This is a genomic window from Enhydrobacter sp. (assembly GCF_030246845.1).
In the GTDB taxonomy this organism is placed as follows: domain Bacteria; phylum Pseudomonadota; class Alphaproteobacteria; order Reyranellales; family Reyranellaceae; genus Reyranella.
The window spans coordinates 3,519,978-3,546,635 of sequence record NZ_CP126889.1 but is presented as its reverse complement, the minus strand read 5'-3'; the positions used below and the strand labels follow the sequence as shown (position 1 = coordinate 3,546,635).

The following is a 26,658-nucleotide window of genomic DNA, read 5'->3' as shown; positions in this document are numbered from 1 at the left end:
CGACCGGCTGTAGACTGCCGCCGCCTTTCACAAGGGCTGCGCCGGTCAAGTCCACATATTCCTGGAAGGCGCGGAACCATTTGGAAAATCTGCGTTTTATCGGTATGGCGCCGCAGCCCAACGCCCCAGTCCCGTCGTCTGGCGTGACCAGATCGAGCGCTCCGCCAGCCCTTCACGTCCCGTTCAAGATCTACTACCTCCATTCCCGCCTCGCCGGGCCGGTATCGGACTGGGGCCGGCATCTCAAGCGCATAGCCGGCATGGGGTTCGATCATGTCTGCACGACGCCGCCGTTCGAGCCAGGTCCCGATGGCGACCTGTTCCTGACCGGCCAGCACGACCGCCCCGATCCGGCGCTCGGCATCGACGGCTCGATCGAGACGGCGGTCCGCGCCATGGCCGAGCGGACACGCGATGCCGGACTGAGACTTGTCGCGGATCTCATGATCGATCGCGTTGCCGCGGCGGGCGAGACGGCACTTCTCTTTCCCGATTTGTTCGGCGCTCCCGAGCGGATTGGCCTGTTCATCGATCCGCGCCAGCCTGCCTCTCCTTTCCGCGCCGTGCCGGCGCGCTTCGAGGAGGCCGAGACTTTTGCCGACTGGTGGGCGGAGCGGCTGGCGCCGCTCGTCGAGGCTGGCCTGGCCGGCTTCCGGCTGCTGGGTCTGGAGCGTATCCCCCCGCCCGGCTTGCGTCTCATGATCGAGGCGACTCGCCGCGCCGCGCCCGGCTGCCGCTTTCTCGCCTGGACCGTCGGTCTGCCATGGGAACGGATGGCGGCCTTCGCGGAGACCGGGTTGGATGCCGTCTTCGCCTCGACGCCGTGGTGGGACGGCCGCGCGAGCTGGTACATCGAGGAGCACAACATCCTGCAGCGCGTGGCGCCGCCGATCGGCGTCGCCGAGGCGCCGTTCGAGGAACGGCTGGGCATCCTCGAACGCGACCCCGACCGCCGACGCATGCTCGCGCGCCGTACCCTGCAGATCGCGGCGATGAGCGGCGGCGGCCTTTTCGTCCCGATGGGCTTCGAGTTCATGGCGCGCCGCCAGTTGGACCCCCGGTTCGGCGAGACCGCCGACTTCGTCGAGATGGAGCACCAGGCCGAAGGCGATCTCGGGCCCGACATCGGCGCCGCCAATTCGGCCCTTGTGCCCGCCGCCATCGACGTGTCCGGCGAGTGGCGCGCGCTCACCGGTTCGGGCAGTCCGGTCTGCGTGGTGCAGCCACGTGCCGGCGACAGGGCGCTTTGCATCAACAGCGACCTCTCCCGCGTGCGCTCCCTTCCGGTCGCGCTGCCGGCTCCTTCGGCCGCAACCGCGACACTGGAGCCCGGCGAGGTGCGTCTGGTGGCGCTGGCGCCGGAGCCGCCGATCGTGGAGCCGCGGCCCAAGCGCAAGGAGGCGCTGCGCAACGCCACCAAGGCGGCGCGCATCGTGATCGAGAATCTGACGCCGCGAGTCGAGGGTGGCCCGTTCGCGGCCAAGCGCATTGTCGGCGAGACCGTCATCGTCGAGGCCGACATCTTCATGGACGGCCACGACGTGCTCGCCGCCGAGCTCCTGTGGAAGGCGGCCGACCAGAAGAGCTGGAACCGCACACCCATGACGCCGCTGCCAAATGATCGTTGGCAAGCCGCGATGACCCCGCAGCGTGTCGGCCGCTGGCTGTTCACGGTCGAGGCCTGGCTCGACGAGCTTGCCACGGTGCGCCATGCGATGAAGGTGAAGCGCGAGGCGGGCCAGGACATCTCGGTCGAGCTCGCCGAGGAGAAGGAGCTGGTGCAGGCCGGCGCCTATCCGCCCTTCGTCACCCGTCATGAGCCGCTGCCGCTCGACGTCGAGCGGCCCGCTGCAGGCTTTGCGAGCTGGTACGAGCTCTTCCCGCGCTCGCAGACCGACGATCCCGGACGCCACGGCACCTTCACCGACGTGATCGAGCGCCTGCCGCGCATCCGCGACATGGGCTTCGACGTGCTCTACTTCCCGCCGATCCATCCGATCGGCACGACGGCTCGGAAGGGACGCAACAACGCGCTGAAGGCCGCGCCCGGCGACGTCGGCAGCCCCTACGCGATCGGCAGCCCCGAGGGCGGGCACGACGCCCTGCATCCCGAGCTCGGCGGCCTGGCCGATTTCCGCCGCCTGGTCGCAGCAGCGCGCGAGCATGGGCTCGAGATCGCCCTCGACTACGCGATCCAGTGCTCGCCCGACCATCCCTGGCTCAAGGACCATCCCGACTGGTTCAGGCACCGGCCGGACGGAACCATCAAGCACGCCGAGAACCCGCCCAAGAAATACGAGGACATCGTCAACGTCGACTTCTATGCTCCCGGCGCGGTGCCGGCGCTGTGGGAGGCGCTGCGCGATGTCGTGCTGTTCTGGATCGAGCAGGGCGTCCGCATCTTCCGCGTCGACAACCCCCACACCAAGCCGCTGCCCTTCTGGCAGTGGATGATCGCCGACGTGCGCGGCCGTCACCCCGACGCGATCTTCCTCGCCGAGGCCTTCACGCGGCCGAAGATGATGTATCGCCTGGCCAAGGTGGGCTTCTCGCAGTCCTACACCTACTTCACCTGGCGCAACACCAAGCAGGAGCTGGTCGATTACCTGACCGAGCTCTCGACCACCGCGCCGGTGGAGTTCTTCCGGCCGCACTTCTTCGTCAATACGCCGGACATCAATCCCCACTTCCTGCAGACCTCGGGGCGCGCCGGCTTCCTGATCCGCGCCGTGCTGGCCACGACCACGTCCGGCCTGTGGGGCATGTACTCGGGCTTCGAGCTCTGCGAGGGTGCGCCGCTGCCGGGGCGCGAGGAATATCTCGACTCGGAGAAGTACGAGATCCGCATCCGCGACTGGAATGCGCCCGGCAACATCGTGCAGGAGATCACGGCCCTCAACCGCATCCGGCGCGCCAACCCGGCGCTGCACAGCCATCGCGGCATCCGGTTCTACAACACCAGCAACGACCAGATGATGGTCTACGGCCGCACGCGGCCGGGACAGGACGACATGATCCTGGTCGCCGTCAGCCTCGACCCGCACCATCCACAGGAGACGGACTTCGAGCTGCCGCTCTGGGAATGGAAGCTGCCCGACAGCGGCTCGCTCGCGGCCGAGGACCTGATGACCGGCCACCGTTTCACCTGGACCGGCAAGGGCCAGCGGCTGCGGCTCGACCCCGCCGTCCTGCCGTTCGCCCTGTGGCGGCTCTCGTCCGAGCAAGGAGATCGCGGATGAATATCCAGACGAAGGAGTTCCTGCGTTCGGCCGAGAGCGCCAACCTCTCGACCCGCGAGCCACTCTGGTACAAGGACGCGATCATCTACCAGCTCCACGTGAAGTCGTTCTTCGACTCCAACAACGACGGCATCGGCGACTTCCCGGGCCTCATCTCCAAGCTCGACTACATCGCCGACCTCGGCGTCAACACGATCTGGCTGCTGCCCTTCTATCCCTCGCCCCGGCTCGACGACGGCTACGACATCTCCGACTATCGCGCGGTCCATCCCGAATACGGCACGATGGCCGACGTGAAGCGCTTCATCGCCGCGGCGCACAAGCGCGGTCTGCGCGTCATCACCGAGCTGGTCATCAACCACACATCGGACCAGCATCCCTGGTTCCAGCGCGCGCGCCGCGCCAAGCCCGGTTCCGTGGCCCGCAACTTCTATGTCTGGTCCGACAACGACCAGAAGTACCAGGGCACGCGCATCATCTTCATCGACACCGAGCGCTCGAACTGGACCTGGGACCCGGTCGCCAACGCCTACTACTGGCATCGCTTCTACTCGCACCAGCCCGACCTCAACTTCGACAATCCGCACGTCGTCAAGGCAGTGATGGGCATCATGCATTTCTGGCTCGATCTCGGCGTCGACGGGCTGCGGCTCGACGCCGTGCCCTATCTGGTCGAGCGCGAGGGCACGAGCAACGAGAACCTGCCGGAAACGCACGCGATCCTGAAGCGCATCCGCGCCGAGATCGATGCCGTGTATCCCGACCGCATGCTGCTCGCCGAGGCCAACCAGTGGCCCGAGGATACCAAGGACTATTTCGGCCACGGCGACGAATGCCACATGGCGTTCCACTTTCCGCTGATGCCGCGCATGTACATGGCGCTCGCCCGCGAGGACCGCTTCCCGATCACCGACATCATGCGGCAGACGCCGCAGATTCCCGACACCTGTCAGTGGGCGATCTTCCTGCGCAACCACGATGAGCTGACGCTCGAGATGGTGACCGACTCCGAGCGCGACTATCTCTGGCAGACCTACGCCACCGACCGGCGGGCGCGAATCAATCTCGGCATCCGCCGCCGCCTCGCACCGCTGCTCGAGCGGGACCGACGCCGCATCGAGCTCCTGAACTGCCTGTTGCTCTCCATGCCCGGCACGCCCGTCATCTACTACGGCGACGAACTCGGCATGGGCGACAATATCCGCCTCGGCGACCGCGACGGCGTGCGCACCCCGATGCAGTGGTCGCCCGACCGCAACGGCGGCTTCTCGCGTGCCGACTTCAACGCGCTCGCCCTGCCCACCATCATGGACCCGCTTTACGGCTACGAGACCGTGAACGTCGAGGCGCAGTCGCGCGACCCCTACTCGCTGCTGCACTGGATGCGGCGCATGCTCATGGTACGGCGTGCCCACGCCGCGTTCGGCCGCGGCAGCCTTCGCTTCCTCTATCCCAAGAACCGCAAGGTGCTCGCCTATCTGCGCGAAGGCAACGAGCAGACGATCCTGTGCGTCGCCAATGTGTCGCGCACGCCGCAGGCCGTCGAACTCGAGCTTTCCGAATTCGCCGGCCGCGTCCCGATCGAGCTCAGCGGTGCCTCGCTCTTCCCGCCGATCGGCCAGTTGCCCTATCTCCTCACCCTGCCCCCCTTCGGCTTCTACTGGTTCATCCTCGCCAAGGAGAGCGAGGCGCCGTCCTGGCACACGCCCGCGCCGGAGCCGATGCCCGACTACGTGACGCTGGTGATGCCGCGCGAGGGCCTTGCCGCCGCCCTTAGGCAGTCGGGCAGTGCGCTGCTGGAGCGCGACGTGCTGCCGACCTACCTCGACAAGCGCCGCTGGTTCTCGGCCAAGGACCAGAAGATCGAGACTGCACGCATCGCGTACACGGCGGCGCTGCCCGGCGGCGATCGCGAGCTCCTGATCGCCGAGACCGAGACGCGGATCGACGGCGCGACCAGCCGCTGGCTGCTGCCGCTCTCGATGCAATGGGAGGACGAGCCTGCCGGACCGCTGCCCGGCCAGCTTGCGATCGCGCGGGTGCGCCGCGGCCGCCGCGTAGGTCTGCTGACCGACGCCTTTGCCCTTCAGAGCTTCGCCACGACGGTGGTGAATGCCATGGCCGAGGGGAAGGAGATCGACTCCCCGGAGGGCCGCATCGTCTTCTCGGCCACCGAGGCGGGCCATGCGGCCCTGCGGATGAAGCCCGACGCCAATGTGAGCTGGCTGTCGGCGGAACAGTCCAACAGCTCCCTCATCATCGAAGACGCGGCGATCCTGAAGCTGTTCCGTCGTGTCTCGGCCGGCCAGCATCCCGAGGCCGAGATGAGCCGGTACCTCACCCAGAGGGGCTTCGCCAACACGCCGGCCCTGTTCGGCGAGGTCGTGCGCATCGACAACGAGGGCGAACGCCATTCGCTGGCCGTCGCCCAGGCCTTCGTCCGCAACCAGGGCGATGCCTGGACCTGGACGCTGAACCAGTTCAAGCGCGCCGTCGACGACCTTGCCATGCGCGAGGCCTCGACGGAGACCCGCGCCGATCATGTCGAGGACTACCATGCGGTCGTGGCCGCGATCGGCCGTCAGCTCGCCGCCATGCATGTCCTGCTGGCGCAGGAGACCGACAACGAGGCGTTCGCGCCGCGCATCAGCACGGCCGAGGACGTCGCCCGCTGGATCGCCCATGCCCACGCCCTGGTGAACAAGGCGCATGACTGCATTGCCCGGCTGCCAAGGGGCGAGAACGAGTCCGACGACGCGGCCGTCGCCGAGCTGACGGCCCACAAGGAAGAGATGATGGCGGCAATGGAACGGCTCGCCCGGGCCGGCGAAGGCACGCTGATGACGCGCATCCACGGCGACTTCCATCTCGGCCAGGTGCTCGTGGCGACCGGCGACGCCTACATCATCGACTTCGAGGGCGAGCCCGGCCGGCCGCTTGCCGAGCGGCGGGCCAAGATGAGCCCGCTTCAGGATGTAGCAGGCCTGATGCGCTCGCTCGACTATGCCGTGGCGACGACCCTCGATCCCAAGACACCGGCCTTCGCGCCGTTGCCGGAGGCGACGCGCGTGAAATTCATGCGGCGCCTGCGCGATGCCTCCCAGCATGCCTTCTATGAAGCGTACAGCGCCGGCCTGGGCGGGCTCGAGGGCCTCGACAATCCCGACTTGCTGCTCTTCTTCATGATCGAGAAGGCCGCCTACGAAGTCGTCTACGAGGCGGCGAACCGGCCGGCCTGGATCTCCGTGCCGCTGCATGGCCTGCATCGCTACACCCTGCGCGTCCTCGCCAAGGAAGCGGGGACCGCCTCGTGAGCGCGGCCGCGATCCTGGAGCTTCCACGCGAGGAGGCGGACGCGCTGGCGGGCGGTCGTCACAGCGATCCGTTCAAGGTGCTGGGCCCGCACGACACCGCCGGCGGACGGCTGATCCGCGCCTGCCTGCCCGGTGCTCTCGGCGTCGAGGTGCTGCGTCGCACGGACGGAGTTTCGATCGGCTCGCTTGCCGACAAGGACGGGAGCGGGCTCTTCGAGGGCGTCGTCTCCGATCGATCGCCCTATCTCCTGCGCATCAAGTGGCCGCAGGCGGTGCAAGAGACGGAGGACCCCTATTCCTTCGGGCTGCTGCTGGGCGACCTCGACCTGCATCTCTTCAACGAAGGCCGCCATTTCGAGTTGGCGAGCGTCATGGGCGCGAACGCCGTCAGCCTCGAGGGCGTCGAGGGTGTCGGCTTCTCCGTGTGGGCGCCGAATGCCAGCCGCGTCGCCGTGGTGGGCGACTTCAACAGCTGGGACTCGCGTCGGCATCCCATGCGGCTGCGCTTTCCGGCCGGTGTCTGGGAGCTTTTCATTCCGCGGGTGACGCCGGGCGCGCGTTACAAGTTCGACATCATCGGTCCCGGCGGCGTGCGGCTGCCGCAGAAGGCCGACCCGCTGGCGCAGCAGGCCGAACCTGCCCCGGCAACCGCATCCGTGGTCGCATCGCCCAAGCAGTGGCGCTGGCACGACGAGGCCTGGATGCAGCGACGGGCCGAACGCCAGGCCGCGACGGCGCCGATCTCGATCTACGAGGTCCATCTCGGCTCCTGGATGCGCGGCGGCGGTACCGTCTCCTGGGAGACCGCGGCGCAGCGGCTCATCCCCTATGTCGTCGACATGGGCTTTACCCACCTCGAGCTTCTGCCCATCGCCGAATATCCGTTCGGCGGTTCATGGGGCTACCAGCCGCTCGGCCTGTTCGCGCCCACCGGGCGTTACGGTGCGCCGGACGAGTTCGCGAAGTTCGTCGACCGGCTGCATGCCGCGGGCATCGGCCTGATCCTCGACTGGGTGCCGGCGCACTTCCCGACCGACCCGCACGGTCTCGCCCGCTTCGACGGCACCGCCCTCTACGAGCACCTCGACCCGCGCGAGGGCTTCCATCGCGACTGGAACACCTACATCTACAATTTCGGCCGACGCGAAGTGCAGGGCTTCCTGATCGCGAGCGCCCTGCACTGGCTGGAACACTTCCATATCGACGGCCTGCGGGTCGACGCCGTCGCCTCCATGCTCTACCGCGACTACAGCCGCGGCGCGGGCGACTGGATCCCCAACGTCTACGGCGGCCGCGAGCATCTCGAGGCGATCGACTTCCTGCGCCACCTCAATGCCGTGGTGAAGGAGCGCTGCCCCGGCGTGGTGACCATCGCCGAGGAATCGACGGCCTGGCCCGGCGTGACCCGGTCGGAGCGCGAGCTGGGATTGGGCTTCTCCTACAAGTGGAACATGGGCTGGATGCACGACACGCTGCTCTATATGGAGCGCGATCCGATCCATCGCTCCTATCACCACGACGAGATGACGTTCGGCCTGCTCTACGGCTTCTCCGAGAAGTTCATCCTGCCGCTGTCGCACGACGAGGTCGTGCACGGCAAAGGCTCGCTGCTGGGCAAGATGCCGGGCGACCGCTGGCGGAAGTTCGCCAACCTGCGCGCCTATTTCGGCTTCATGTGGTCGCATCCCGGCAAGAAGCTCCTGTTCATGGGCGGCGAGATCGCCCAGGAGCGGGAATGGAACCATGATCGCGAGATCGACTGGTTCCTGCTCGACAATCCGGAGCATGCCGGCATGCAGCGGCTGGTGCGCGACCTCAATCATCTTTACCGCGGCGAGCCGGCCCTGCATGTGCGCGACAGCGAGCCGGCGGGCTTTCGCTGGATCGTGGGTGACGACCGCTCCAACTCGGTCTTCGCTTATTTCCGGACCGGCCACGACGACCACGGGCCAGTGCTGGTCGTGTGCAACATGACGCCGACGCCACGCAGCAACTACCGCATCGGCGTACCCCGGGGAGGCGTCTGGCGCGAGATCATGAACACCGATTCGCGCTTCTACGGCGGCAGCGACATGGGCAATGGCGGCGCGCTCCATGCCGTCTCGCAGCCCATGCACGGCGAGACCCATTCGCTCGACCTCACCCTGCCCCCTCTGTCCACTCTCTATCTTCGCGCGGAAAGTTGATTCATGCCGCCCTATCCCGACCGCCTCGAGGCAGGGGCGCCTTCCCCATTGGGCGCCACCTGGGACGGACTCGGCACCAACTTCGCCGTCTTCTCCAGCAATGCGACGCGCATCGACCTTTGCATCTTCGATCCAAACGGCCGGCGCGAGGTGGCGCGCTACACGCTGCCGGAGTACACGGACGAGATATGGCATGGCTACCTGCCCGGCAGCCGGGCCGGCCTGATCTACGGCTATCGCGCCTATGGCCCCTACGAGCCGCAGCACGGCCATCGTTTCAACCCCCACAAGCTCCTGCTCGATCCTTACGCGCGTCGCATCGCCGGCGACCTCCGCAGCTCGGATGCGCTCTTCGGCTATCGCGTCAACTCACCGCGCGCCGATCTCTCCTTCGACCGGCGCGACAGCGCTCCCGGCATGCTGAAGGCGGTCGTCACGGCCGACGCCTTTCACTGGGGCGACGACCGGCCGCCCGCCATCCCGTGGTCCGACCTGGTGATCTACGAGGCGCATCTGCGCGGCCTGACCATGCTGCGCCAGGACCTGCGTCCGCGCGAGCGCGGCACGTTCGCGGCGCTCGCGGAACCCGCGGTGATCGATCACCTGCGCCGTCTCGGCGTCAATGCCATCGAGCTGCTGCCGATCCACGCTTTCGTCCAGGACCAGTACCTCCTGAAAAAAGAGCTGCGGAACTACTGGGGCTACAACACGCTCGGCTTTTTCGCCATCGAGCCGCGCTACCTGTCCGACGGCTCGGCCGAGGAGATGCGCATCGCCGTGCGCCGCCTGCACGCGGCCGGCATCGAGGTCATCCTCGACGTCGTCTACAACCACACCGCCGAGGGCAGCGAGCTCGGTCCGACGCTGTCCTTCCGCGGCCTCGACAATGCGAGCTACTATCGTCTCGTGCCCGACAACCTGCGGCACAATATCAACGACACGGGCACCGGCAACACCTTCAACCTCTCGCATCCGCGGGTGCTGCAGCTCGTCATGGATTCGCTGCGCTACTGGGTGCAGTCGTTCCATGTCGACGGCTTCCGCTTCGACCTCGGCGTGACGCTGGGCCGCGAGGGCTACGGCTTCGATCCCGGCTCCGGCTTCTTCGATGCGATCCTGCAGGATCCGATCCTGTCGCAGGTGAAGCTGATCTCGGAGCCGTGGGATCCCGGACCGGGCGGCTATCAGCTTGGGGCGCAACCGCCGCGCTTCGCCGAATGGAACGACCGCTACCGCGACGGGCTGCGGCGCTACTGGCGCGGCGACGAGGGCGAACGGTCGGATTTCTCGGCCCGCCTCGCGGGCTCCGCCGACATTTTCGAGCATCGCGGCCGCCGCCCCTATGCCTCGGTGAATTTCGCCGCCTGCCATGACGGCTTCACCCTGCGCGACACGGTGAGCTACGCCGAACGGCACAACGAAGCCAACGGCGAGGACAACAACGACGGCACACCCGAGAACTACTCGGCCAACTGGGGCGTCGAGGGGCCGACGGACGATCCGGCCGTCAACGAGATTCGCCGCCGTCTTCAATACGCCATGCTCGCGACGGTAATGCTGTCGCAGGGCACGCCCATGCTGTTGGGGGGCGACGAGTTCGGTCGCACCCAGAACGGCAACAACAACGCCTACTGTCAGGACAACGAGATTTCCTGGTTCGACTGGGAACAGGCCGACTCGGAGGAGGGCCGTGCCCTCACCACCTTCGTCGGCCGCATGGTTGGCTTGCGCCACCGCCATCCGGTGCTGCGCTGGAACCAGTATATTCACGGCCGCAACCAGCCGGCGCCGGGCGTTCTCGACATCCAGTGGTTCGACCAGCAGGGCGGGCAAATGACCAACGAAGCCTGGAACAATCCGCAGGAGCGCACGCTCGTCCTGCAGCGCGCCTCCAAGGACGCGGGCGGCGTGACCATCCTCACCTGCTTCTTCAATCCCACGCCGGACGATCAGACCTTCGCCATGCCGCCGCCCGACCTGCCGACCGAGCTGGTGGTGGACAGCGCCTCCCCCAAGGAGCCGGAAAGGCCGCTCGAAGGCCGCACCTTGCTCGTGAAATCGCGCAGCGTTGTCCTTACCAGGAGCGTTCTCGAACCGGAGAGGACATGACTGCGTTCGCCCGATCGATGCCGTTCGGCGCCGCCCTGCTCGGCGACGGCCGCACGCGCTTTCGGCTGTGGGCGCCGCAACAGAAGGAGATCGCCGTCGTCGTCGAGGATGGTGCCGCTCAGCCGATGGTGGACCGGTCCGACGGCTGGTTCGAGCTCGAGACGCGCTGCCCCGCCGGCGCGCGCTACCGCTATCGCCTCGGATCGGGCCAGGACGTGCCCGACCCCGCATCGCGCGCGCAGGAAAGCGACGTGCATGGACCGAGTCTGGTGGTCGATCCTTCGGCCTATCGCTGGCGGCATGCCGATTGGCAGGGCCGGCCGTGGACGGAGACGGTTCTCTACGAGCTGCATGCCGGCCTCTATGGCGGCTTCGCAGGCGTGCAGGACGAGCTGCCGCGTCTTGCGGCGCTGGGTGTCACGGCAGTCGAGCTGATGCCGATCAATGATTTCTCCGGCCGGCGCAACTGGGGCTATGATGGCGTGCTGCCCTTCGCGCCCGATCGCGCCTACGGCACGCCGGGCGAGCTGAAGGCGCTGGTCGACCGCGCGCACGAGCGGCGGCTCATGATGTTCCTCGATGTCGTGTACAACCACTTCGGGCCCGACGGGAACTATCTCGGCCTCTATGCGCCGCAGTTCTTTCGCGCCGACGTGCCCACGCCCTGGGGCTCGGCCATCGATTTCCGTCAGCCGCCGGTGCGGCGCTTCTTCATCGAGAACGCGCTTTATTGGCTGATGGAGTACCGCTTCGACGGCCTCCGCTTCGACGCCGTGCATGCCATCGTCGATCAGGATTTCCTGGGCGAGATGGCGGCCGAGATCCGCCGCACCGTCGAGCCCGGCCGCCATGTCCATCTCGTGCTCGAGCACGACGGCAACGAGGCCAGCCACTTGCGCCAGGACTACGATGCACAATGGAACGACGATGCGCATCATGTCCTGCATGTAATGCTCACCGGCGAGGGCGACGGCTACCACCGCGACTATGTCGATCGGCCGGCGCAAAAGCTGGCACGCTGCCTGTCCGAAGGCTTCGCCTACCAGGGCGAGCCGTCCACCTATCGCAAGGGCAAGCCGCGGGGCACGCCCTGCACGGACCTGTCGCCCACCGCGTTCGTGCTGTTCCTGCAGAACCATGATCAGGTCGGCAACCGGCCGTTCGGCGACCGGCTGACGACGCTGGCCGACCCGGAAGCGCTGCGCGCGGCGATCGCCCTGCAACTGCTGAGCCCCAACATCCCGCTCCTCTTCATGGGCGAGGACCGGTTCGCGCGCACGCCCTTCCAGTTCTTCACCGACTATCATGGCGGACTGGCGGATGCAGTACGTGAAGGTCGCAAACGCGAGTTCGCGTCGTTCACCCGCTTCGATGGCAAGGACATTCCCGACCCCAACGCCCTTGAGACCTTCGAGCGCTGCCGTCTCGACGGCAAGGGCGACGACAGCTTCTACCGCGACATGCTCAGGCGCCGGCACGAATTGATCGTGCCGCGTCTGGACGGGGCGCGAAGCCTTGGCGCCAGTGGGCTTGGCCCGTCGGCCGTGCTGGCGCGATGGCGGCTCGGCGGCGGCGCGGTGCTGGCCATTGCCACCAATCTCGGCGACGCGGCCGTCGCCCTCGAGCCTCCGGGCGGCCAACTCGTCCTCGAGACGCGCCCAGGAGCCTTCGCCCGCGGCGAGATCGGCGCGCGCGCGACTGTCGTGTTTGTCCAGGAGACGACATGAACGATGCGGCGGTCCGCCAGCTCGCGCAGCAGGCCGGCATCGCCGTCGACTGGATCGACGCCGCCGGCCAGCCGCGCCAGGTGTCGACTTCCTGCCTTTGCCGATTGTTGGACGCTCTCGGCTTGCCCTGCGAGAGGCCAGGCGAGCTGCTCGAGAGCAGCAAGCGATTGGAGCAGGCGCGGGCAAATCCACCGCTCGTGACGGCGACGGTGGGGATGCCCACGCCCATGGCGGACCTCGACGGCGAAGTGCCGGCGGAGCTGGTGCTGGAAGACGGGTGGCGACAGTCGCTCCTCCTGCGCGATCGGCGCATTCCGCCGATCGCCACGGCCGGCTACCACAAGCTGCGTTATGCGGATCGCGAGGTCACGCTTGCCGTGGCGCCGCCGCGCTGCCTCACGGTCGGCGAGATCGCGGAGGGCCGCAGGCTCTGGGGCATCGGCGTCCAGCTCTACAGCCTGCGCCGGGTCGGCGACTGCGGCATCGGCGACACCACCGGTCTGCGCGCGCTCGGCCGGCTTGCGGCCGAAAGTGGCGCCGATGCGATCGCCGTCAGCCCCACGCACAGCCTCTTCCCCTCCGACCCCTCACGCTACGGCCCCTATTCGCCGTCGAACCGGCTCTTCCTCAATCCGTTGCTGGCAGATCCTGCCGACGCGCTGGGGGCGGAGCGTGTCACGGCGGCACTGGGCGCGGATGCGCTGCCGGACCGGCCGCTGATCGACTGGGGCGAGGATGCGCGAGCGAAATTCGCCCTGTTCCGCCAGCTTTATGACGACTTCGCGCGGCATGATCTCGCACACGGGACGGCGCCTGCCGCCGGCTTCAGGTCCTTCGTCGGCGAAGGCGGCACCGCCCTGGAACGGCATGCGCAGTTCGAGGCGGCCGTCGCTGCGGGCTCCGCTCCGCTGGACTACTTCCTGTTCCTGCAGTGGATCGCCGATACCTCGTTTGCCCGTGCGCAGGCCGCCTTGCGTCATGCTGGCATGCGGATCGGTCTCCTCAGCGATCTCGCCATCGGCCTCGATCCGGCCGGCAGCGAGGTCGGGGCCGATCCCGGCCATTTCCTGACGGGGCTCAGCATCGGCGCACCGCCGGACGCCTTCAATCCCGCCGGCCAGGACTGGGGCCTCACCTCCTTCTCCCCGCAGGAGCTGATCGCCTCCGGCTTCGATCCCTTCATCGCCACGGTGCGCGCCGCCTTGCGCCACGCGGGCGGCGTACGGATCGACCATGCGATGGGACTGATGCGGCTTTGGCTGGTGCCGCATGGGGCGTCGCCGACCGAAGGAGCCTACCTTTCGTATCCGATGGACGATCTCATGCGCCTGCTGGCGCTCGAATCGCATCGCCACCGCGCCGTGATCATCGGCGAGGATCTCGGCACCGTACCGCCGGAGTTCCGCCGCCGCTGCCGAGCACTCGGCATGGCCGGCATGGATGTCCTCTGGTTCGAGCGCGACGGCCAGGGCTTCTTGCCGCCTGCGCGATGGCGCGACGACGCGGTAGCGATGACCAGCACGCACGATCTGCCGACCGTCGCCGGTTGGTGGCAAGGCGCGGATCTCGAGCTCCGGCGCGGCCTCGGCACAGGCAAGCAGGGCGACCGGGAGGAGCGCGAGCGCGAGCGCACGGCGCTCTGGCAGGCCTTCGACAAGGCCGGAGTCGCGAAGGGCGCGCCGCCGCCGCCGGGCGACGCCGCGACCGCCGTCGACGCTGCGATCGCCTTCGTGGCGGCCACGCCCGATCCGCTCGCTCTCGTGCCGCTGGAGGACATCATCGGCACGGTGGAGCAGCCCAACCTGCCCGGCACAGTCAACGAGCATCCCAATTGGCGCCGCCGCTTCAGCCGGCCGGCCGACGAGCTCCTTCAGGAGCCGGCGGCCGCGCGGCGGCTTGGGCTGCTGCAGCGGGCGCGGCCATGATGCCGCGCGCCACGCTGCGCCTGCAATTCCACAAGGACTTCACTTTCGCCGATGCCGAGCGGCTCGTGCCTTACATGGCCGCGCTTGGCGTCAGCCATCTCTACGCCTCGCCGATCACCGCGGCGCGCGCCGGGTCGATGCACGGCTATGACGTGATCGATCCGACGCGGGTCAATCCGGAGCTGGGCGGCGAGGACGGCCTTCGGCGTCTGGTGGAGGCACTGCGCCGTCAGGGCCTCGGCCTGATCGTCGACATTGTGCCCAACCACATGGCGGCAAGCCTCGAGAACCCGTGGTGGGCCGACGTGCTGCATCACGGCGAGGCGAGCCGCTATGCGCGCTCCTTCGACATCGACTGGGAGACGGAGGACCCGCAACTGCGCGGCCGCGTGTTCCTGCCGCTGCTCGGCAGGCCGCTGCACGAGGCGATCGCGGCCAAGGAGGTCACGGTCGGCGATCGCGAAGGCTGGGCGGTTCTGCGCTACTACGACCATCAACTGCCGATGACCGGCCCGGACATCGAGCGGCAACCCTACCGGCTGGGCTGGTGGCGCACGGCCAACGATCGCATCAACTGGCGGCGGTTCTTCGATATCAACGACCTGGTCTGCCTGCGCATGGAGGATGCAGAGACCTTCGAGAACGTCCACGCCCTGATCTTCCGCCTCTATCGCGAGGGCCTGATAGACGGCGTGCGCGTCGATCATGTCGACGGCCTCAACGATCCCGCCTCCTACTGCCGCAAGCTCCGCCACCAGCTCGATCCGGACGATCCGTCCCGTCCCTATCTGGTGGTCGAGAAGATCCTGCTGAAGGGCGAGACGCTGCCGGCCGACTGGGCGTGCGACGGCACTACCGGCTACGACTTCATGGATCAGGTGAGCGCCCTGCAGCACGATCCCGAGGCCGGGCCGCTGCTGGCACGGGCCTGGACGAAGCTGAGCGGCCGGCCTGCCGATTTCGCCGACGAGGAGGAGGCCGCGCGCCGCGAGATCATCGCCGGGAGCTTCGCCGCCCCGCTGGAAGCGGCCGTCGCGGCCTTCGATCGTCTGGCCAAGGCCGATCCCGCTGCCTCCGAGCTCAGCCGCCCGGCCTTGCGCCGCGCGCTGATCGAGATGCTCGTGCATTTCCCCGTCTATCGCAGCTATGCCACGCCGACCGAGCGGCCCCGGCGCGACCGGCCCTATCTCGATGCGGCCGCACGCAACGCCAAGCGCACCGCCCGGCCGAGCGACGGCTGGATAATCGACCTGCTGCATCGCTGGCTGACCGAACCGACACCCGACGACGCCGCCATCGGCCGCTTCCAGCAGTTGAGCGCGCCGGTCGCTGCCAAGTCGGTCGAGGACACCGCCTTCTATCGCTATGGTCGCCTGCTTTCACGCAACGATGTCGGCTTCGACCTCGACCGCTTCGGCATCGGCCCCGGCGATTTCCATGCCCTGATGCAGGCACGCTCGACCGACCTTCCGCGCTCGATGCTTGCCACGGCGACGCACGATCACAAGCGCGGCGAGGACGTGCGCGCGCGCCTCGCCGTCCTGAGCGAGCAACCGCAGACCTGGGCCGATCGGCTCACGAGCTGGATCGACGGCAGCGCCGTCCTGCGAACCGACGGCCAGCCGGCGGTCGGTGACATCGCCATGCTCCTGCAGATGATCGTCGGCGCCTGGCCGTTAGATCTCGTGCTGGAGGATGCGAAAGGTCGGGCCGCCTTTGCCGCGCGGCTCGCGGCATGGCAGGAGAAGGCCCTGCGCGAGGCGAAGATCCATACCGACTGGTCCGATCCCGACAAAAGCTATGAAGACGCTGCCCGGCGCTTCGTCGAACGCCTCGTTGCCGCCAACGCCCTGCCGGATCTGATCGCCGACATCTTCTCGTTCATCCAGTCGATCGCCGCCGCGGGCGCTGTGAACGGGCTCGCGCAAGCCGCGCTGAAGCTCTCGGTGCCCGGCATCCCGGACCTCTACCAGGGTACCGACTATTGGGACCTGAGCCTCGTCGATCCGGACAATCGCCGTCCGGTCGATTTCGAGCGGCGGCGCAGGAGCCTGTCGTCGATCGATGTCGCCGACGCGCTCGGCCACTGGCGCGACGGGCGAATCAAGCAGGCGCTCATCGCCCGTCTGCTGGCGGTGCGCGCGACGCTGCCCGAGTTGTTCGCGCGCGGCGACTATCGGCCCGTTCCCGTCGAAGGCGAGAAAGCGCAGCACCTCGTCGCTTTCTTGCGGACCTATGGGGAAAACCGGCTGCTGGTCGCCGTGCCGCGCCTGCCGCACGCACTGCTGCGTGCGCGCGACACGCTCGAACTCGACCCGGCCGCCTGGAAAGATACGTCGCTTGTCCTTCCGCATGAAACGCCATGGTTCGATACGATCGAAGGCAGGACACTCCAGGCAACGGCAGGAAAGATCCGCGTGCAGGACCTGTTCACCCGTCTGCCGGTGGCGATCTTTTCCACAAAAAGGTCCTAGCTCACGCTTTTACAAAACGATTCCCGGTTGGGTAGAAGGAAAGCCACTCGCGGCGGCGTGGAATGCAGACACGCAGCTTTACGCACGGGAGCCGGGGAGGGGAAAAACCCGAAAGCGGCAATCCGACAGCAAGCGGCCATGACCTCACGGTGCGTAGGTAGCGACAACATGGCCAGCCGGAGTGGCGACCGGCCCGCGAGTATTTTCTTCAGTCGCCGCCGTGGCCGATGTCGCGAGCGGATTGCCAGACGGCATCGTCCCACAGGCGCAGGCCGCCGGTGATGCCCATGTCGTTGGACTCGATCTTCACGTTGTCCGGCAGCTTGTCCTTGTCGACGTTGGCGGCATTGCCGCCGCCGATATAGAGGACGTCGTAGTTCAGGAGCGTCTGCACGATCTCGATCATGCGGAACACGCGCCGGTTCCATTTCTTGCTGCCGATCTTCTTGCGCGCCGCGGCACCCAGGTATTCGTTGTAGGTCTCGGACTTATGGATCGGATGGTGCGCAAGTTCGAGATGCGGCGTCATGCGGCCGCCGGCAAAGATCGCGCTGCCCACCCCCGTGCCCAACGTCAGCACCACCTCGAGCCCGTAGCCCGTGATGATGCCGAGGCCCTGGATCTCGGCATCGTTGCTGAGGCGGGCCGGCTTGCCCAGCCGCTCGCCGAGCTTCTGCTGCAACGGAAAGTCCCGCCATCTGTCGGTGCCGAAATGCGGCGCGGTCACCACCTTCCCGTTGCGCACCACGCCGGGGAAACCCACCGAGATGCGGTCGAAGGGCGGCAACGGCTTCACCAGTTTCGTGAGGACCTCGACCATCTGGTCGGGCTTGCAGTTCTTCGGTGTCGGCACGCGCGCCCGGTCCACGATCATGTGTCCGTTCCTGTCCAGCACGGACCCCTTGAGCCCGGTGCCGCCGATATCCAGCCCCAGCGTATAGGGCCCGCCGTCATTTGCATTCATCGTTGCATGACCTCGATGCCAGTCGAATGTCCCACCACCACCGTCGAGGCGAGCCCCAGGAACAGACCCGTCTCGACCACCCCCACAATGCCGGAAAGCGTCGCTTCCAATGCGCGCGCATCGGCGATCTCGCCGATATGGCAGTCCACGATGTGGTTGCCGCCATCGCTGAGGAACGGTTGAGCCGATGCAAGCCGCAGCCGTGGCTGCAGGCCGAGATCGGCGAGCCGCTCAAACGTGCGCCGCCAGCCGAAGGCCACGATCTCGACCGGCAGCGGCGAGCGCCCGCCCAGGCGATCGACGATCTTGGAATCGTCCACGATGACGATCATCCGTCGGGCCGCGCTCGCCACGATCTTCTCGCGCAGCAACGCGCCGCCCAGCCCCTTGATCAGGTCGAGGCTGCCGCGCTCGACCTGGTCGGCTCCGTCGATGACGAGGTCGAGACACGGCCAGTCGCCGGCCGGCGCGAGCGGCACGCCGAGCCGTTCAGCCAGCGCCCGCGTTCGTTCGGATGTCGGCACTGCCACGATCCGGAGGCGCTCCGACAGGCGCCTGGCAAGCGCCTCGACGGCCAGCTCGGCCGTTGTCCCCGTCCCGAGCCCCACCATCATGCCGTCCTGGACGTCAGCGACGGCCCGCTCCGCTGCGGCCCGCTTCATCGCCGTGTGGTCGGAAACGGTCACGACCGGCCTTCGCCGGCGGCGGCGCGATCCACGAGGAAGTGCAGGCTGCCCTGGGGATGCAGCCGCGCCGCCGGCAGCGACGTGTCGCCGCCGAGCACCTGCCGCAACACCGCGCGCTTGTCCTCCCCCGCGACGAGGAAGGCGGTTTCGCGGCTGCTTTCCAGCACGGGATAGGTGAGCGTGAGCCGTGTGCCAGCCTCGGGATCGGTCATCGTGCCGACCCAGCGCCGGCGCTCCTCGAGCACCTTCGTGCCGGGAAACAGCGAGGCCGTGTGGCCGTTGGTGCCGAGGCCCAGCAGGACGACGTCGAACAACGGCTTGTCGGCCGAGAGCTCCTGCGCGCCGTAGAACTGTTTCAGGGTGCGCTCGTAGACGGCGGCGGCGGCTTCCGGCTCCAGCCCCTCGGTCGGCATCGGATGGATGTTCTCCGCCGGCACCGGCGCCCGCGAGAGCATCGCCTCGTTGACCATGCGGTAGTTGCTGGCCGCGTCGTCGTGCGGCACGAAACGCTCGTCGCCCCAGAACCAGCACGTGCGCTCCCAGGGAAACGCGGCGCGACGCGGCGCGCTCGCCAGGAGTTGATAGAGCCTGCGTGGGGTGGACCCTCCCGAGAGGGCCACGCTGAAGACGCCGGTCTTGCGGGTCGCCCGTGCCAGCAACCAATCGGCCGCCAGCTCGGCCAAGGCTGCCGGATCTTCTGCAACCTCGATAGTCGGCTTGGTCTTCGCCTTGGTCATGGGCACCGTCCCGCGCGGATCGAGCTGATCGCTGCAGCATAATCCTGCGCGCCGAAGATTGCCGAGCCCGCGACGATGGCATTGGCGCCGGCCGCGATCGCCTCGCCGGCATGCCGGCAATCCTGGCCGCCATCGACCTCGATCACCGGATCGAGTCCCCTGGCATCGCAAATCGAGCGCAATTTCCGGATCTTGGGCAGCATCTCGGGCAGGAACTTCTGGCCGCCGAAGCCCGGATTGACCGTCATCACCAGCACGATGTCGCAGAGATGCAGGACGTACTCGATCCAGTCGACGGGGCTGGCCGGATCGAGCACCGTGCCCGCCTTCTTGCCCATGTCGCGGACGCGGCTCAGCACGCGATGCAGGTGGATGGTCGACGAAGGTTCGGCCTGCACCAGGAGGTGATCCGCGCCGGCCTTGGCAAAGGCCTCGAGATAGTGCTCCGGCTCCACGATCATCAGATGCACATTGAGCGGCTTCTTCGTGGCCCGCCGCACGGCATCGACCACGACCGGCCCGAAGCTGATGTTGGGCACGAACCGGCCGTCCATCACGTCGACATGGATCCAGTCGGCGCCGGCCGCGTCCACCGCCCGCACCTCGGCGTCGAGCCGGCCGAAATCGGCCGACAGGATCGAGGGCGCGACGAGGACCGGTCGTACCTTCACGGCATGCTCTCCGGATCCCCGGACAGCAGATACCGCTCGACGGCGAGGGCGAACCCGTCCTCCTCGTTCGAGGCCGTCACGAACCTTGCCTTCGCCTTCACCTCGTCGCTGGCATTGCCCATGGCGATGCTGAACGGGCACTGCGCGAACATCGCGATGTCGTTCAGCCCATCGCCGATGACGGCGACCTCCTCGAGCGGCACGCCCATCAGCGTCGCCATCGTGCGCACCGCGACGCCCTTGTTGGCGTCGGGGTGGGTGGCGTCGAGATAGTAGGGCTGCGAGCGGGCGACGGCGGCCGACCGCCCGAGCAGGCCCTGCAGCTCGGTCTCGCAGCGCGCCAGCATATCGTGGTCGTCGCTCACCCCTACCATCTTGTGGACCGCATCGAGCGCGGCGCCAAAGTCGCTCACCACCGTCGGGGCGAACTGCACCGTCATCGCCTCGTGATCGACCCGCGGCCCCTTGGGATTGCGGATGATCCAGCGGCCGTGGGCGAAGACCCAGGCATCCACGCGCCTGTCATCGAGGAAATCGAGGGCGCGGCGCGCCACATCCGGCGGCAGCACCCGTTCCTCCAGGAGGGTCAGATCGGGCCGGACATAGGCGCCGCCGTTGAAGCCCGCCATCACCCGCGAAAGCCCGAGCGGCTCGACGAACATGCGCATTCCCTCGGGCGGCCTCGCGCTTACGATCGCGAAGGCGATGCCGCGTGCATGCAGCTCCGCCACCGCCTCCTTCGCCCGCTGCGTCAGCACCTTGGCCGTCGTGACCAGCGTGCCGTCGACATCGGAGATCAGCGCCGAGATCCGCGGTCGGGGCACCATGCTAGTCGCCATCCGACAGGCCATCGGACGAGATTGCCCGCCAGCGGCGGCCGTCGCGCAGCAGGAGCGCGTCGGCCTCCTCCGGACCCGAGCTGCCGGCGGGATAGATCGGCAGGTCGGCGCGGCCATCCTCCTTCCAGGCGTCGAGTATCGGCTGCACCACGCGCCAGCCGGCCTCGATCGAGTCGGCGCGCTGGAACAGCGAGGCATCGCCCGTCATGCAATCGTAGACCAGCGTCTCGTAGCCGGTGCTGGGCGTGGTCTCGAACGCATCCTGGTAGTTGAACTTCATGTCCACGTCGCCGATCCGCACCGCCGGCCCGGGCATCTTCACGCCGAAGCGCAGCGTGACACCCTCGTCGGGCTGGATATGCAGGGTGAGGTCGTTGGGCGGCAGGCGATCGACCGGCGTATCGCGGAACAGCGCCAGCGGTGCCTGCTTGAACTGCACCGTGATGTAGCTGCGGCGCCGCGCCAGCGCCTTGCCGGTGCGCAGATAGAACGGCACGCCGGCCCAGCGCCAGTTGTCGACGGCAAGCTTCATCGCGACATAGGTCTCGGTCGTGGATTGCGGCGGCACGTCCGGCGCCTTGCGGTAGGGCACGATCTTCCGGTTGTCGACGATCCCGGCGCCGTACTGGCCGCGCACGACATTCTGCCGGGCCTCCTCGGGACCGAGGCGGTGCACCGCGTCCAGCACCTTGGCTTTCTCGCCGCGCAGCGCGTCGGCACCGAAGCAGCTCGGCGGCTCCATCGCGATCAGAGTCAGGAGCTGGAACAGGTGGTTCGGCACCATGTCACGCAGCGCGCCCGTCTGGTCGTAGAAACGTCCGCGCTGCTCCACGCTCACCGTCTCGGCCACGGTGATGCGCACATTGTCGATGTGATCGCGGTTCCACAACGGCTCGACGAAGCCGTTGGCGAAGCGGAACACCATGATGTTCTGGACGGTTTCCTTCCCCAGATAGTGGTCGATCCGGAAGATCTGGTCTTCGTCCAGCGTTTTCAGGATCTCCTTGTTGAGCGCCACTGCCGAGGAGAGATCGTGGCCGAACGGCTTCTCGATGATCACGCGCCGCCAGTGGCCGTCCGCCTCGCGCGTCAGGCCTGCCTTGCCGAGCTGGTCCACGATGACCGAAAACTCCTTGGGCGGCGTGGCGAGATAGAACAGCACGTTTCCCGCGGTGCGATGCGCTGTCTCGACGTCCTTGAGCTTGGCGGCCAGCGCCTTGTAGACGGCCGGGTCCTCGAACTTGCCGGCGACATAGTGCGTGCGCTGGACGAACCAGTCGATGTCGGCGTCGCCGCTGCCGGCCTTGAACTGCTCCATGCCCTGGCGCAGGTGCTTGCGGAAGCCGTCGTCGCCGACGTCGCGCGACGCGACGCCGATCAGCGCCAGACCGTCCGCCAGCAGGCCGTCGCGCTTGAGGTTGCGCAGCGCGGGCACGAGCAGGCGGCGCGTCAGATCGCCGGTCGCGCCGAAGATCACCAGCGCGCAGGGCGGCGCGGGAGTCGCCTTGTCGCTGGCGGCCGCGCTCATTTCGGCTCCACATGGCCGCCGAAGGCGTGCCGCATGGCCGACAGGAGCTTGTTCGCCGTGCCCTCCTTGTCGCGCGAGCGGAAGCGGGCGAACAGCGCGGCCGACAGCACGTCGGCCGGCACCGCCTCCTCGATCGCCGCATTGACCGTCCAGCGTCCCTCGCCCGAATCCTCGACCACGCCGGAGAACTTCGACAAGGCCGGATCCTCAGCGAGCGACATGGCCGTGAGATCGAGCAGCCACGAGCTGATCACGCTGCCGCGCCGCCAGACCTCGGCAATGTCGGCAAGGTCGAGGGTGTAGCGCCGCTCCTCCGGCACCTCCTCCGAGGCGGCCTTCTGCATGATCTCGAAGCCCTCGGCATAGGCCTGCATGATGCCGTACTCGATGCCGTTGTGGACCATCTTGACGAAGCGGCCCGAGCCCGAGGGGCCGCAATAGAGATAGCCGCGCTCCACGCGCGGATCGCGCTTCTCCCGGTGCGGCGTCTTGTCGATGTTCCCTTCGCCCGGCGCCAGGGTAGCGAAGATCGGATCGAGCCGGTCGACCACCTCCTTCTCGCCTCCGATCATCAGGCAGTAGCCGCGCTGCAACCCCCACACCCCGCCCGACGTGCCGCAGTCGACATAGTGGATGCCCTTCTGCTTCATCGCCCTGGCGCGGCGCACGTCGTCGTGGAAGAAGGCGTTGCCGCCGTCGATGATCGTATCGCCTCGCTCCAGCAGCGACCCGAGCTCGTTCACGGTGTTCTCGGTGATCTCGCCTGCCGGCAGCATGACCCAGACGGCGCGTGGCTTGCCGAGCTTCTTCACGAGGTCGGCGAGATTCTGCCCACCCTGGACCTTGTCGCCGACCAACGCCTTCACCGTCGCTGCGTTCTGATCGAACACCACGCAGTCGTGTCCGGCCCGCGTCAGGCGCCGCACGATGTTTCCGCCCATCCGGCCGAGGCCGATCACCCCTAGCTGCATCTTCGCCTCCCTACTTTCTGGCCTCGGCAAGCTGCTGGCGCGCCGCCTCGAGCACGGCATCCGGCGTAAAGCCGAACCTCTTCATCAGGTCCTTGAGAGGAGCCGATGAGCCGAAGGTGTGCATGCCGATCTTGGCGCCGCGTTCGCCGACGAAGTGATCCCACCCCAACACGGAGCCGGCTTCAACCGAAACCCGCGCCTTGACAGCGGGCGGCAGGACCTCCTCGCGATAGGCCCGGTCCTGCATCTGGAACAGCTCCCACGACGGCATGCTGACGACGCGGGCCTTCACGCCCTCCCTTTTCAGATCCTCGTAAGCCGTCAAGCAAAGCTTGACCTCGCTGCCTGTGCCGATCAGCAGCACCTCGGGCGGACCGCCTTCGGCGTCGGCCATCACGTAGGCGCCGCGCGCCAGACCGGAGGCGGCGGCGTACTTGGTGCGGTCGAACACCGGCAGTGCGCCGCGGCTCAGGATCAGGCAGGCCGGCTGGTGCTTCAGCGCCATCACGACGCGCCAGGCCTCGACCGTCTCGTTGGCGTCCGCTGGCCTCAGCGTGATCAGGCCGGGAATGGCCCGCAGCGCGATGAGCTGCTCCACCGGCTGGTGCGTCGGCCCGTCCTCGCCGACGCCGATCGAGTCGTGCGAGAAGACGTAGATCGCCGGCACTTCCATGATGGCGCTGAGCCGGAGCGCAGGCTTCAGGTAGTCGCTGAAGATGAGGTAGGTCGCGCCGTAGCTTCGCACCTTCGACAGTGCGAGACCGTTCATGATCGCGGCCATCGCATGCTCGCGGATGCCGAAATGAAGATTGCGGCCCGAGTAGTCGTCGTCCGCCTCGAACTCGCTGGCGCCCTGGTAGGTGAGCCGCACGCCCGTCGAGGCGCCGAGATCGGCGGCACCGCCCAAGAGCCACGGGAAGCGCGGCGAGATGGCATTGAGCACCTTGCCCGAGGCCGTGCGGGTGGCGACACCCTTCTCCATGTCCGCCGGGAAGCTGGGCAGCTCGGCGTCCCAGCCGTCCGGCAGCTCGCGCGTCTGCATGCGCTCGATATGATCGGCGAGCTCGGGATGTTCCTTGGCGTAGCTCTTGAGCCGCCTTTCCCAGGCCTTGCGCAGCTTGCCGGCACGCTGGCCGATGCCCTGGCTGAAATGCTCGCGCACCCCGTCCGGGACCAAAAACCTGGCATCCTCCGGCCAGCCATAAGTCCGCTTGGTGAGCTTCACCTCCTCGTCGCCCAGCGGCTCGCCGTGCGCCTCCGAGGTATCCTGCTTGTGGGGCGAGCCGTAGCCAATCTCGCTGTGCACCACGATCAGCGTGGGTGCATCCCTGGTGCGGCGGAAGCCGGCGATCGCCCTTGCCACCTCGTCCGTCTTGTTGGCATCGGAGACATGGCGGACCTTCCAGCCGTAGGCTGCGAAACGTCGGCCGACATCCTCGCTGAAAGCGAGATTGGTGTGGCCCTCGATGGTCACGTGGTTGTTGTCGTAGATCCAGCACAGGTTCGAAAGCTTGAGATGGCCGGCCAGCGAGGCGGCCTCGCTCGATACACCCTCCATCATATCGCCGTCGCCGCACAGCACGTAGACGTCGTAGTCGAACATGGTGAAGCCGGGCCGGTTGAAGTACCGCGCCATCCAGGTTCCGGCCATCGCCATGCCGACACTGGTGGCGCAGCCCTGGCCCAGCGGCCCGGTCGTGGTCTCGACCCCCGAGGTCAGATGATATTCGGGATGGCCCGTGCACTTGCTGTCGAGCTGACGGAAGCGCTCGATGTCCTCCAGCTTCACCGACAGCTCGCCCAGGGTCTCGTACTTGGCGTCGACCGCCCTGGTGCCGGTGAGATGCAGCAGCGAGTAGAGCAGCATCGAGGCATGGCCGGCCGACAGCACGAAGCGGTCGCGGTTGGGCCAGATCGGGTCCTCGGGATCGAAGCGCAGGAACTGCTGCCACAGCGTGTACGCGACAGGCGCCATCGACATCGGCGTGCCGGGATGTCCCGACTTGGCCTGCTGCACGGCGTCGATCGAGAGCGTCCTTATGGTGTTGATGCAAAGCTGGTCGAGGGAAACACCGTCTTTTGTTGCCGCATCGTTCATGCTGCCCTCCCTTGCTTCTTGGGAACGCCAAAGTCCGGACGTGCCGAACCATCCCGAATCCGGCCCCGGTACGGAGTTCCCTGCCAACGACTTCGCGCCGACAGGGTTCCCCTGTCAAAGTGTCTGTGGCGACACTGTCGGGAAATACCTTGCACGCCTGCTATCGGACCGCCGATTGCCACGCCTCGATGGCCGGAAAGCGGTGGATGAAGTTCAGGACATTGAGGGTGAGATTGTCGTGGACGAGATAGCCCACGGAAACTTCCATGATGATCGCGATCGCCACCGTCGCCCGCCACGGCAGGCGGGCCGCCAGCGCGAAGCCGATCATCATCGATATCGTGTCCGAAAGCGAATTCAGGACGCTGTCGCCGACATAGCCGCGGGCCAGCGCCTGCTGGCGATAGGCCTCGATCACCCACGGCGTGTTCTCGGCGATTTCCCATGTGGCCTCGATTCCGACGGCAATGGCCAGGCGCGCGAGAATCGGCAGGCGTGGCAAGAGGAGCCGCAACAAGCCATAGAAAAGGATGCCGTGAACGACGTGCGAGAAGGTGTACCAGTCGGTCACCTGCTGCGACATCTCGGGCGATCGAATGTCGCCCACCCACAGCCGGACCGCGCCGCAGGTGCAAAGCCAGACGCGACCCATGCCGTGAAGGACCAGCGCCTGCGCCACCATGATGCCCAGTACGGCAGCCCACGCCGCACGCAAAGACGCCGCCGCGGGCTTTTGCACGATTTCCATCGACAAAGACTAGCACGCCTTTGAAGGCATGCGGACGACAGACGTCAGCGGATGACCTCGTTGCCGTAGACCTCGGGGATCTTCGCGTCCTGATCGGCGGGCGAGAACAGCTCCCATTCGATGCCGTTCACGTCGTGGGTCGAGGAGAATCCGCGCGCCGCTTCGTCCTCGAAGCCGAGATGGCGGAGCTGGCCCGCCCGTTCCGGCATCTGGTTGATCGAGAAGTTGAGCTGGTCGGTGCGGAACAGCGCGTACTTGCGCGGCACGATGGCCGCCGGCCTGACGCCGAGACGGCGGCTGTAGTCGGCGATCGAGGCATCGAGATCGGCGACGGCAAGGGCGATATGGAAACGGCGCATGGGACCTCCCGAGAGCAGCGGCCATCATGGCAGCAGACTTTCCAAGCTGGTACAAGGAAGGTCGTTATCCTGGTAGAAGCGTC

17 protein-coding genes are annotated in these 26,658 nt (G+C 67.4%); 7 read left to right on the top strand and 10 right to left on the bottom strand.

Annotated elements, in window-relative coordinates:
* Window positions 1-143: 143 nt before the first annotated feature.
* From OJF58_RS17755 to treY, 7 genes are read left to right on the top strand one after another with little or no spacing between them, the layout of a single operon-like run.
* Window positions 144-3,239 (top strand): alpha-1,4-glucan--maltose-1-phosphate maltosyltransferase, encoded by a 3,096-nt coding sequence (locus OJF58_RS17755; protein ID WP_300779043.1) that lies wholly within the window; start codon window positions 144-146, stop codon window positions 3,237-3,239.
* The gene (gene treS, locus OJF58_RS17750; protein ID WP_300779042.1) at window positions 3,236-6,553 is read left to right on the top strand and encodes a maltose alpha-D-glucosyltransferase; all 3,318 of its coding nucleotides are present in this window, start codon (window positions 3,236-3,238) and stop codon (window positions 6,551-6,553) included. The genes OJF58_RS17755 and treS overlap by 4 nt, the downstream gene beginning before the upstream one ends.
* Window positions 6,550-8,739: a 1,4-alpha-glucan branching protein GlgB gene (gene glgB / locus OJF58_RS17745; RefSeq protein ID WP_300779041.1), complete on the top strand. Its 2,190-nt coding sequence runs from the start codon at window positions 6,550-6,552 to the stop codon at window positions 8,737-8,739. Before treS ends, glgB begins: the two co-directional genes overlap by 4 nt.
* 3 nt (window positions 8,740-8,742) lie before the next feature.
* The gene (gene glgX / locus OJF58_RS17740) at window positions 8,743-10,848 is read left to right on the top strand and encodes a glycogen debranching protein GlgX (RefSeq protein ID WP_300779040.1); all 2,106 of its coding nucleotides are present in this window, start codon (window positions 8,743-8,745) and stop codon (window positions 10,846-10,848) included.
* A complete protein-coding gene (gene treZ, locus OJF58_RS17735) occupies window positions 10,845-12,575 on the top strand; it encodes a malto-oligosyltrehalose trehalohydrolase (protein WP_300779039.1) in 1,731 nt (576 codons plus the stop codon). The genes glgX and treZ overlap by 4 nt, the downstream gene beginning before the upstream one ends.
* Window positions 12,572-14,500 (top strand): 4-alpha-glucanotransferase, encoded by a 1,929-nt coding sequence (malQ, locus tag OJF58_RS17730; protein WP_300779038.1) that lies wholly within the window; start codon window positions 12,572-12,574, stop codon window positions 14,498-14,500. The genes treZ and malQ overlap by 4 nt, the downstream gene beginning before the upstream one ends.
* Window positions 14,497-16,974 (top strand): malto-oligosyltrehalose synthase, encoded by a 2,478-nt coding sequence (gene treY, locus OJF58_RS17725; RefSeq protein WP_300779037.1) that lies wholly within the window; start codon window positions 14,497-14,499, stop codon window positions 16,972-16,974. Before malQ ends, treY begins: the two co-directional genes overlap by 4 nt.
* Window positions 16,975-17,182: 208 nt before the next feature.
* On the opposite strand, the gene OJF58_RS17720 is transcribed toward treY, so the two are convergent.
* The 10 genes from OJF58_RS17720 to OJF58_RS17675 all read right to left on the bottom strand — a co-directional run bounded on the left by OJF58_RS17720 (window position 17,183) and on the right by OJF58_RS17675 (window position 26,575).
* The gene (locus OJF58_RS17720; protein ID WP_300779036.1) at window positions 17,183-17,938 is read right to left on the bottom strand and encodes an ROK family protein; all 756 of its coding nucleotides are present in this window, start codon (window positions 17,936-17,938) and stop codon (window positions 17,183-17,185) included.
* Entirely contained in the window at window positions 17,935-18,600 is a 666-nt protein-coding gene (rpiA, locus tag OJF58_RS17715; protein WP_300785313.1) for a ribose-5-phosphate isomerase RpiA, read from the bottom strand. The genes OJF58_RS17720 and rpiA overlap by 4 nt, the downstream gene beginning before the upstream one ends.
* A gap of 20 nt (window positions 18,601-18,620) precedes the next feature.
* The gene (gene pgl / locus OJF58_RS17710; RefSeq protein ID WP_300779035.1) at window positions 18,621-19,361 is read right to left on the bottom strand and encodes a 6-phosphogluconolactonase; all 741 of its coding nucleotides are present in this window, start codon (window positions 19,359-19,361) and stop codon (window positions 18,621-18,623) included.
* Window positions 19,358-20,032 carry a ribulose-phosphate 3-epimerase gene (gene rpe, locus OJF58_RS17705; RefSeq protein ID WP_300779034.1) on the bottom strand — a complete coding sequence of 225 codons (675 nt, stop codon included), beginning with the start codon at window positions 20,030-20,032 and terminating at the stop codon, window positions 19,358-19,360. Before rpe ends, pgl begins: the two co-directional genes overlap by 4 nt.
* Window positions 20,029-20,859, bottom strand: a complete 831-nt coding sequence (locus OJF58_RS17700) for a Cof-type HAD-IIB family hydrolase (protein ID WP_300779033.1) — start codon at window positions 20,857-20,859, stop codon at window positions 20,029-20,031. The genes rpe and OJF58_RS17700 overlap by 4 nt, the downstream gene beginning before the upstream one ends.
* A 1-nt stretch (window position 20,860) precedes the next feature.
* The gene (zwf, locus tag OJF58_RS17695) at window positions 20,861-22,399 is read right to left on the bottom strand and encodes a glucose-6-phosphate dehydrogenase (protein WP_300779032.1); all 1,539 of its coding nucleotides are present in this window, start codon (window positions 22,397-22,399) and stop codon (window positions 20,861-20,863) included.
* A complete protein-coding gene (gene gnd, locus OJF58_RS17690) occupies window positions 22,396-23,370 on the bottom strand; it encodes a phosphogluconate dehydrogenase (NAD(+)-dependent, decarboxylating) (protein WP_300779031.1) in 975 nt (324 codons plus the stop codon). Before gnd ends, zwf begins: the two co-directional genes overlap by 4 nt.
* Before the next feature lie 10 nt (window positions 23,371-23,380).
* Window positions 23,381-25,468 carry a transketolase gene (tkt, locus tag OJF58_RS17685; protein WP_300779030.1) on the bottom strand — a complete coding sequence of 696 codons (2,088 nt, stop codon included), beginning with the start codon at window positions 25,466-25,468 and terminating at the stop codon, window positions 23,381-23,383.
* A gap of 160 nt (window positions 25,469-25,628) precedes the next feature.
* The gene (locus OJF58_RS17680; protein WP_300779029.1) at window positions 25,629-26,207 is read right to left on the bottom strand and encodes a DUF2585 family protein; all 579 of its coding nucleotides are present in this window, start codon (window positions 26,205-26,207) and stop codon (window positions 25,629-25,631) included.
* Between the two features lie 53 nt (window positions 26,208-26,260).
* The gene (locus OJF58_RS17675; RefSeq protein WP_300779028.1) at window positions 26,261-26,575 is read right to left on the bottom strand and encodes a hypothetical protein; all 315 of its coding nucleotides are present in this window, start codon (window positions 26,573-26,575) and stop codon (window positions 26,261-26,263) included.
* Window positions 26,576-26,658 lie beyond the last annotated feature (83 nt).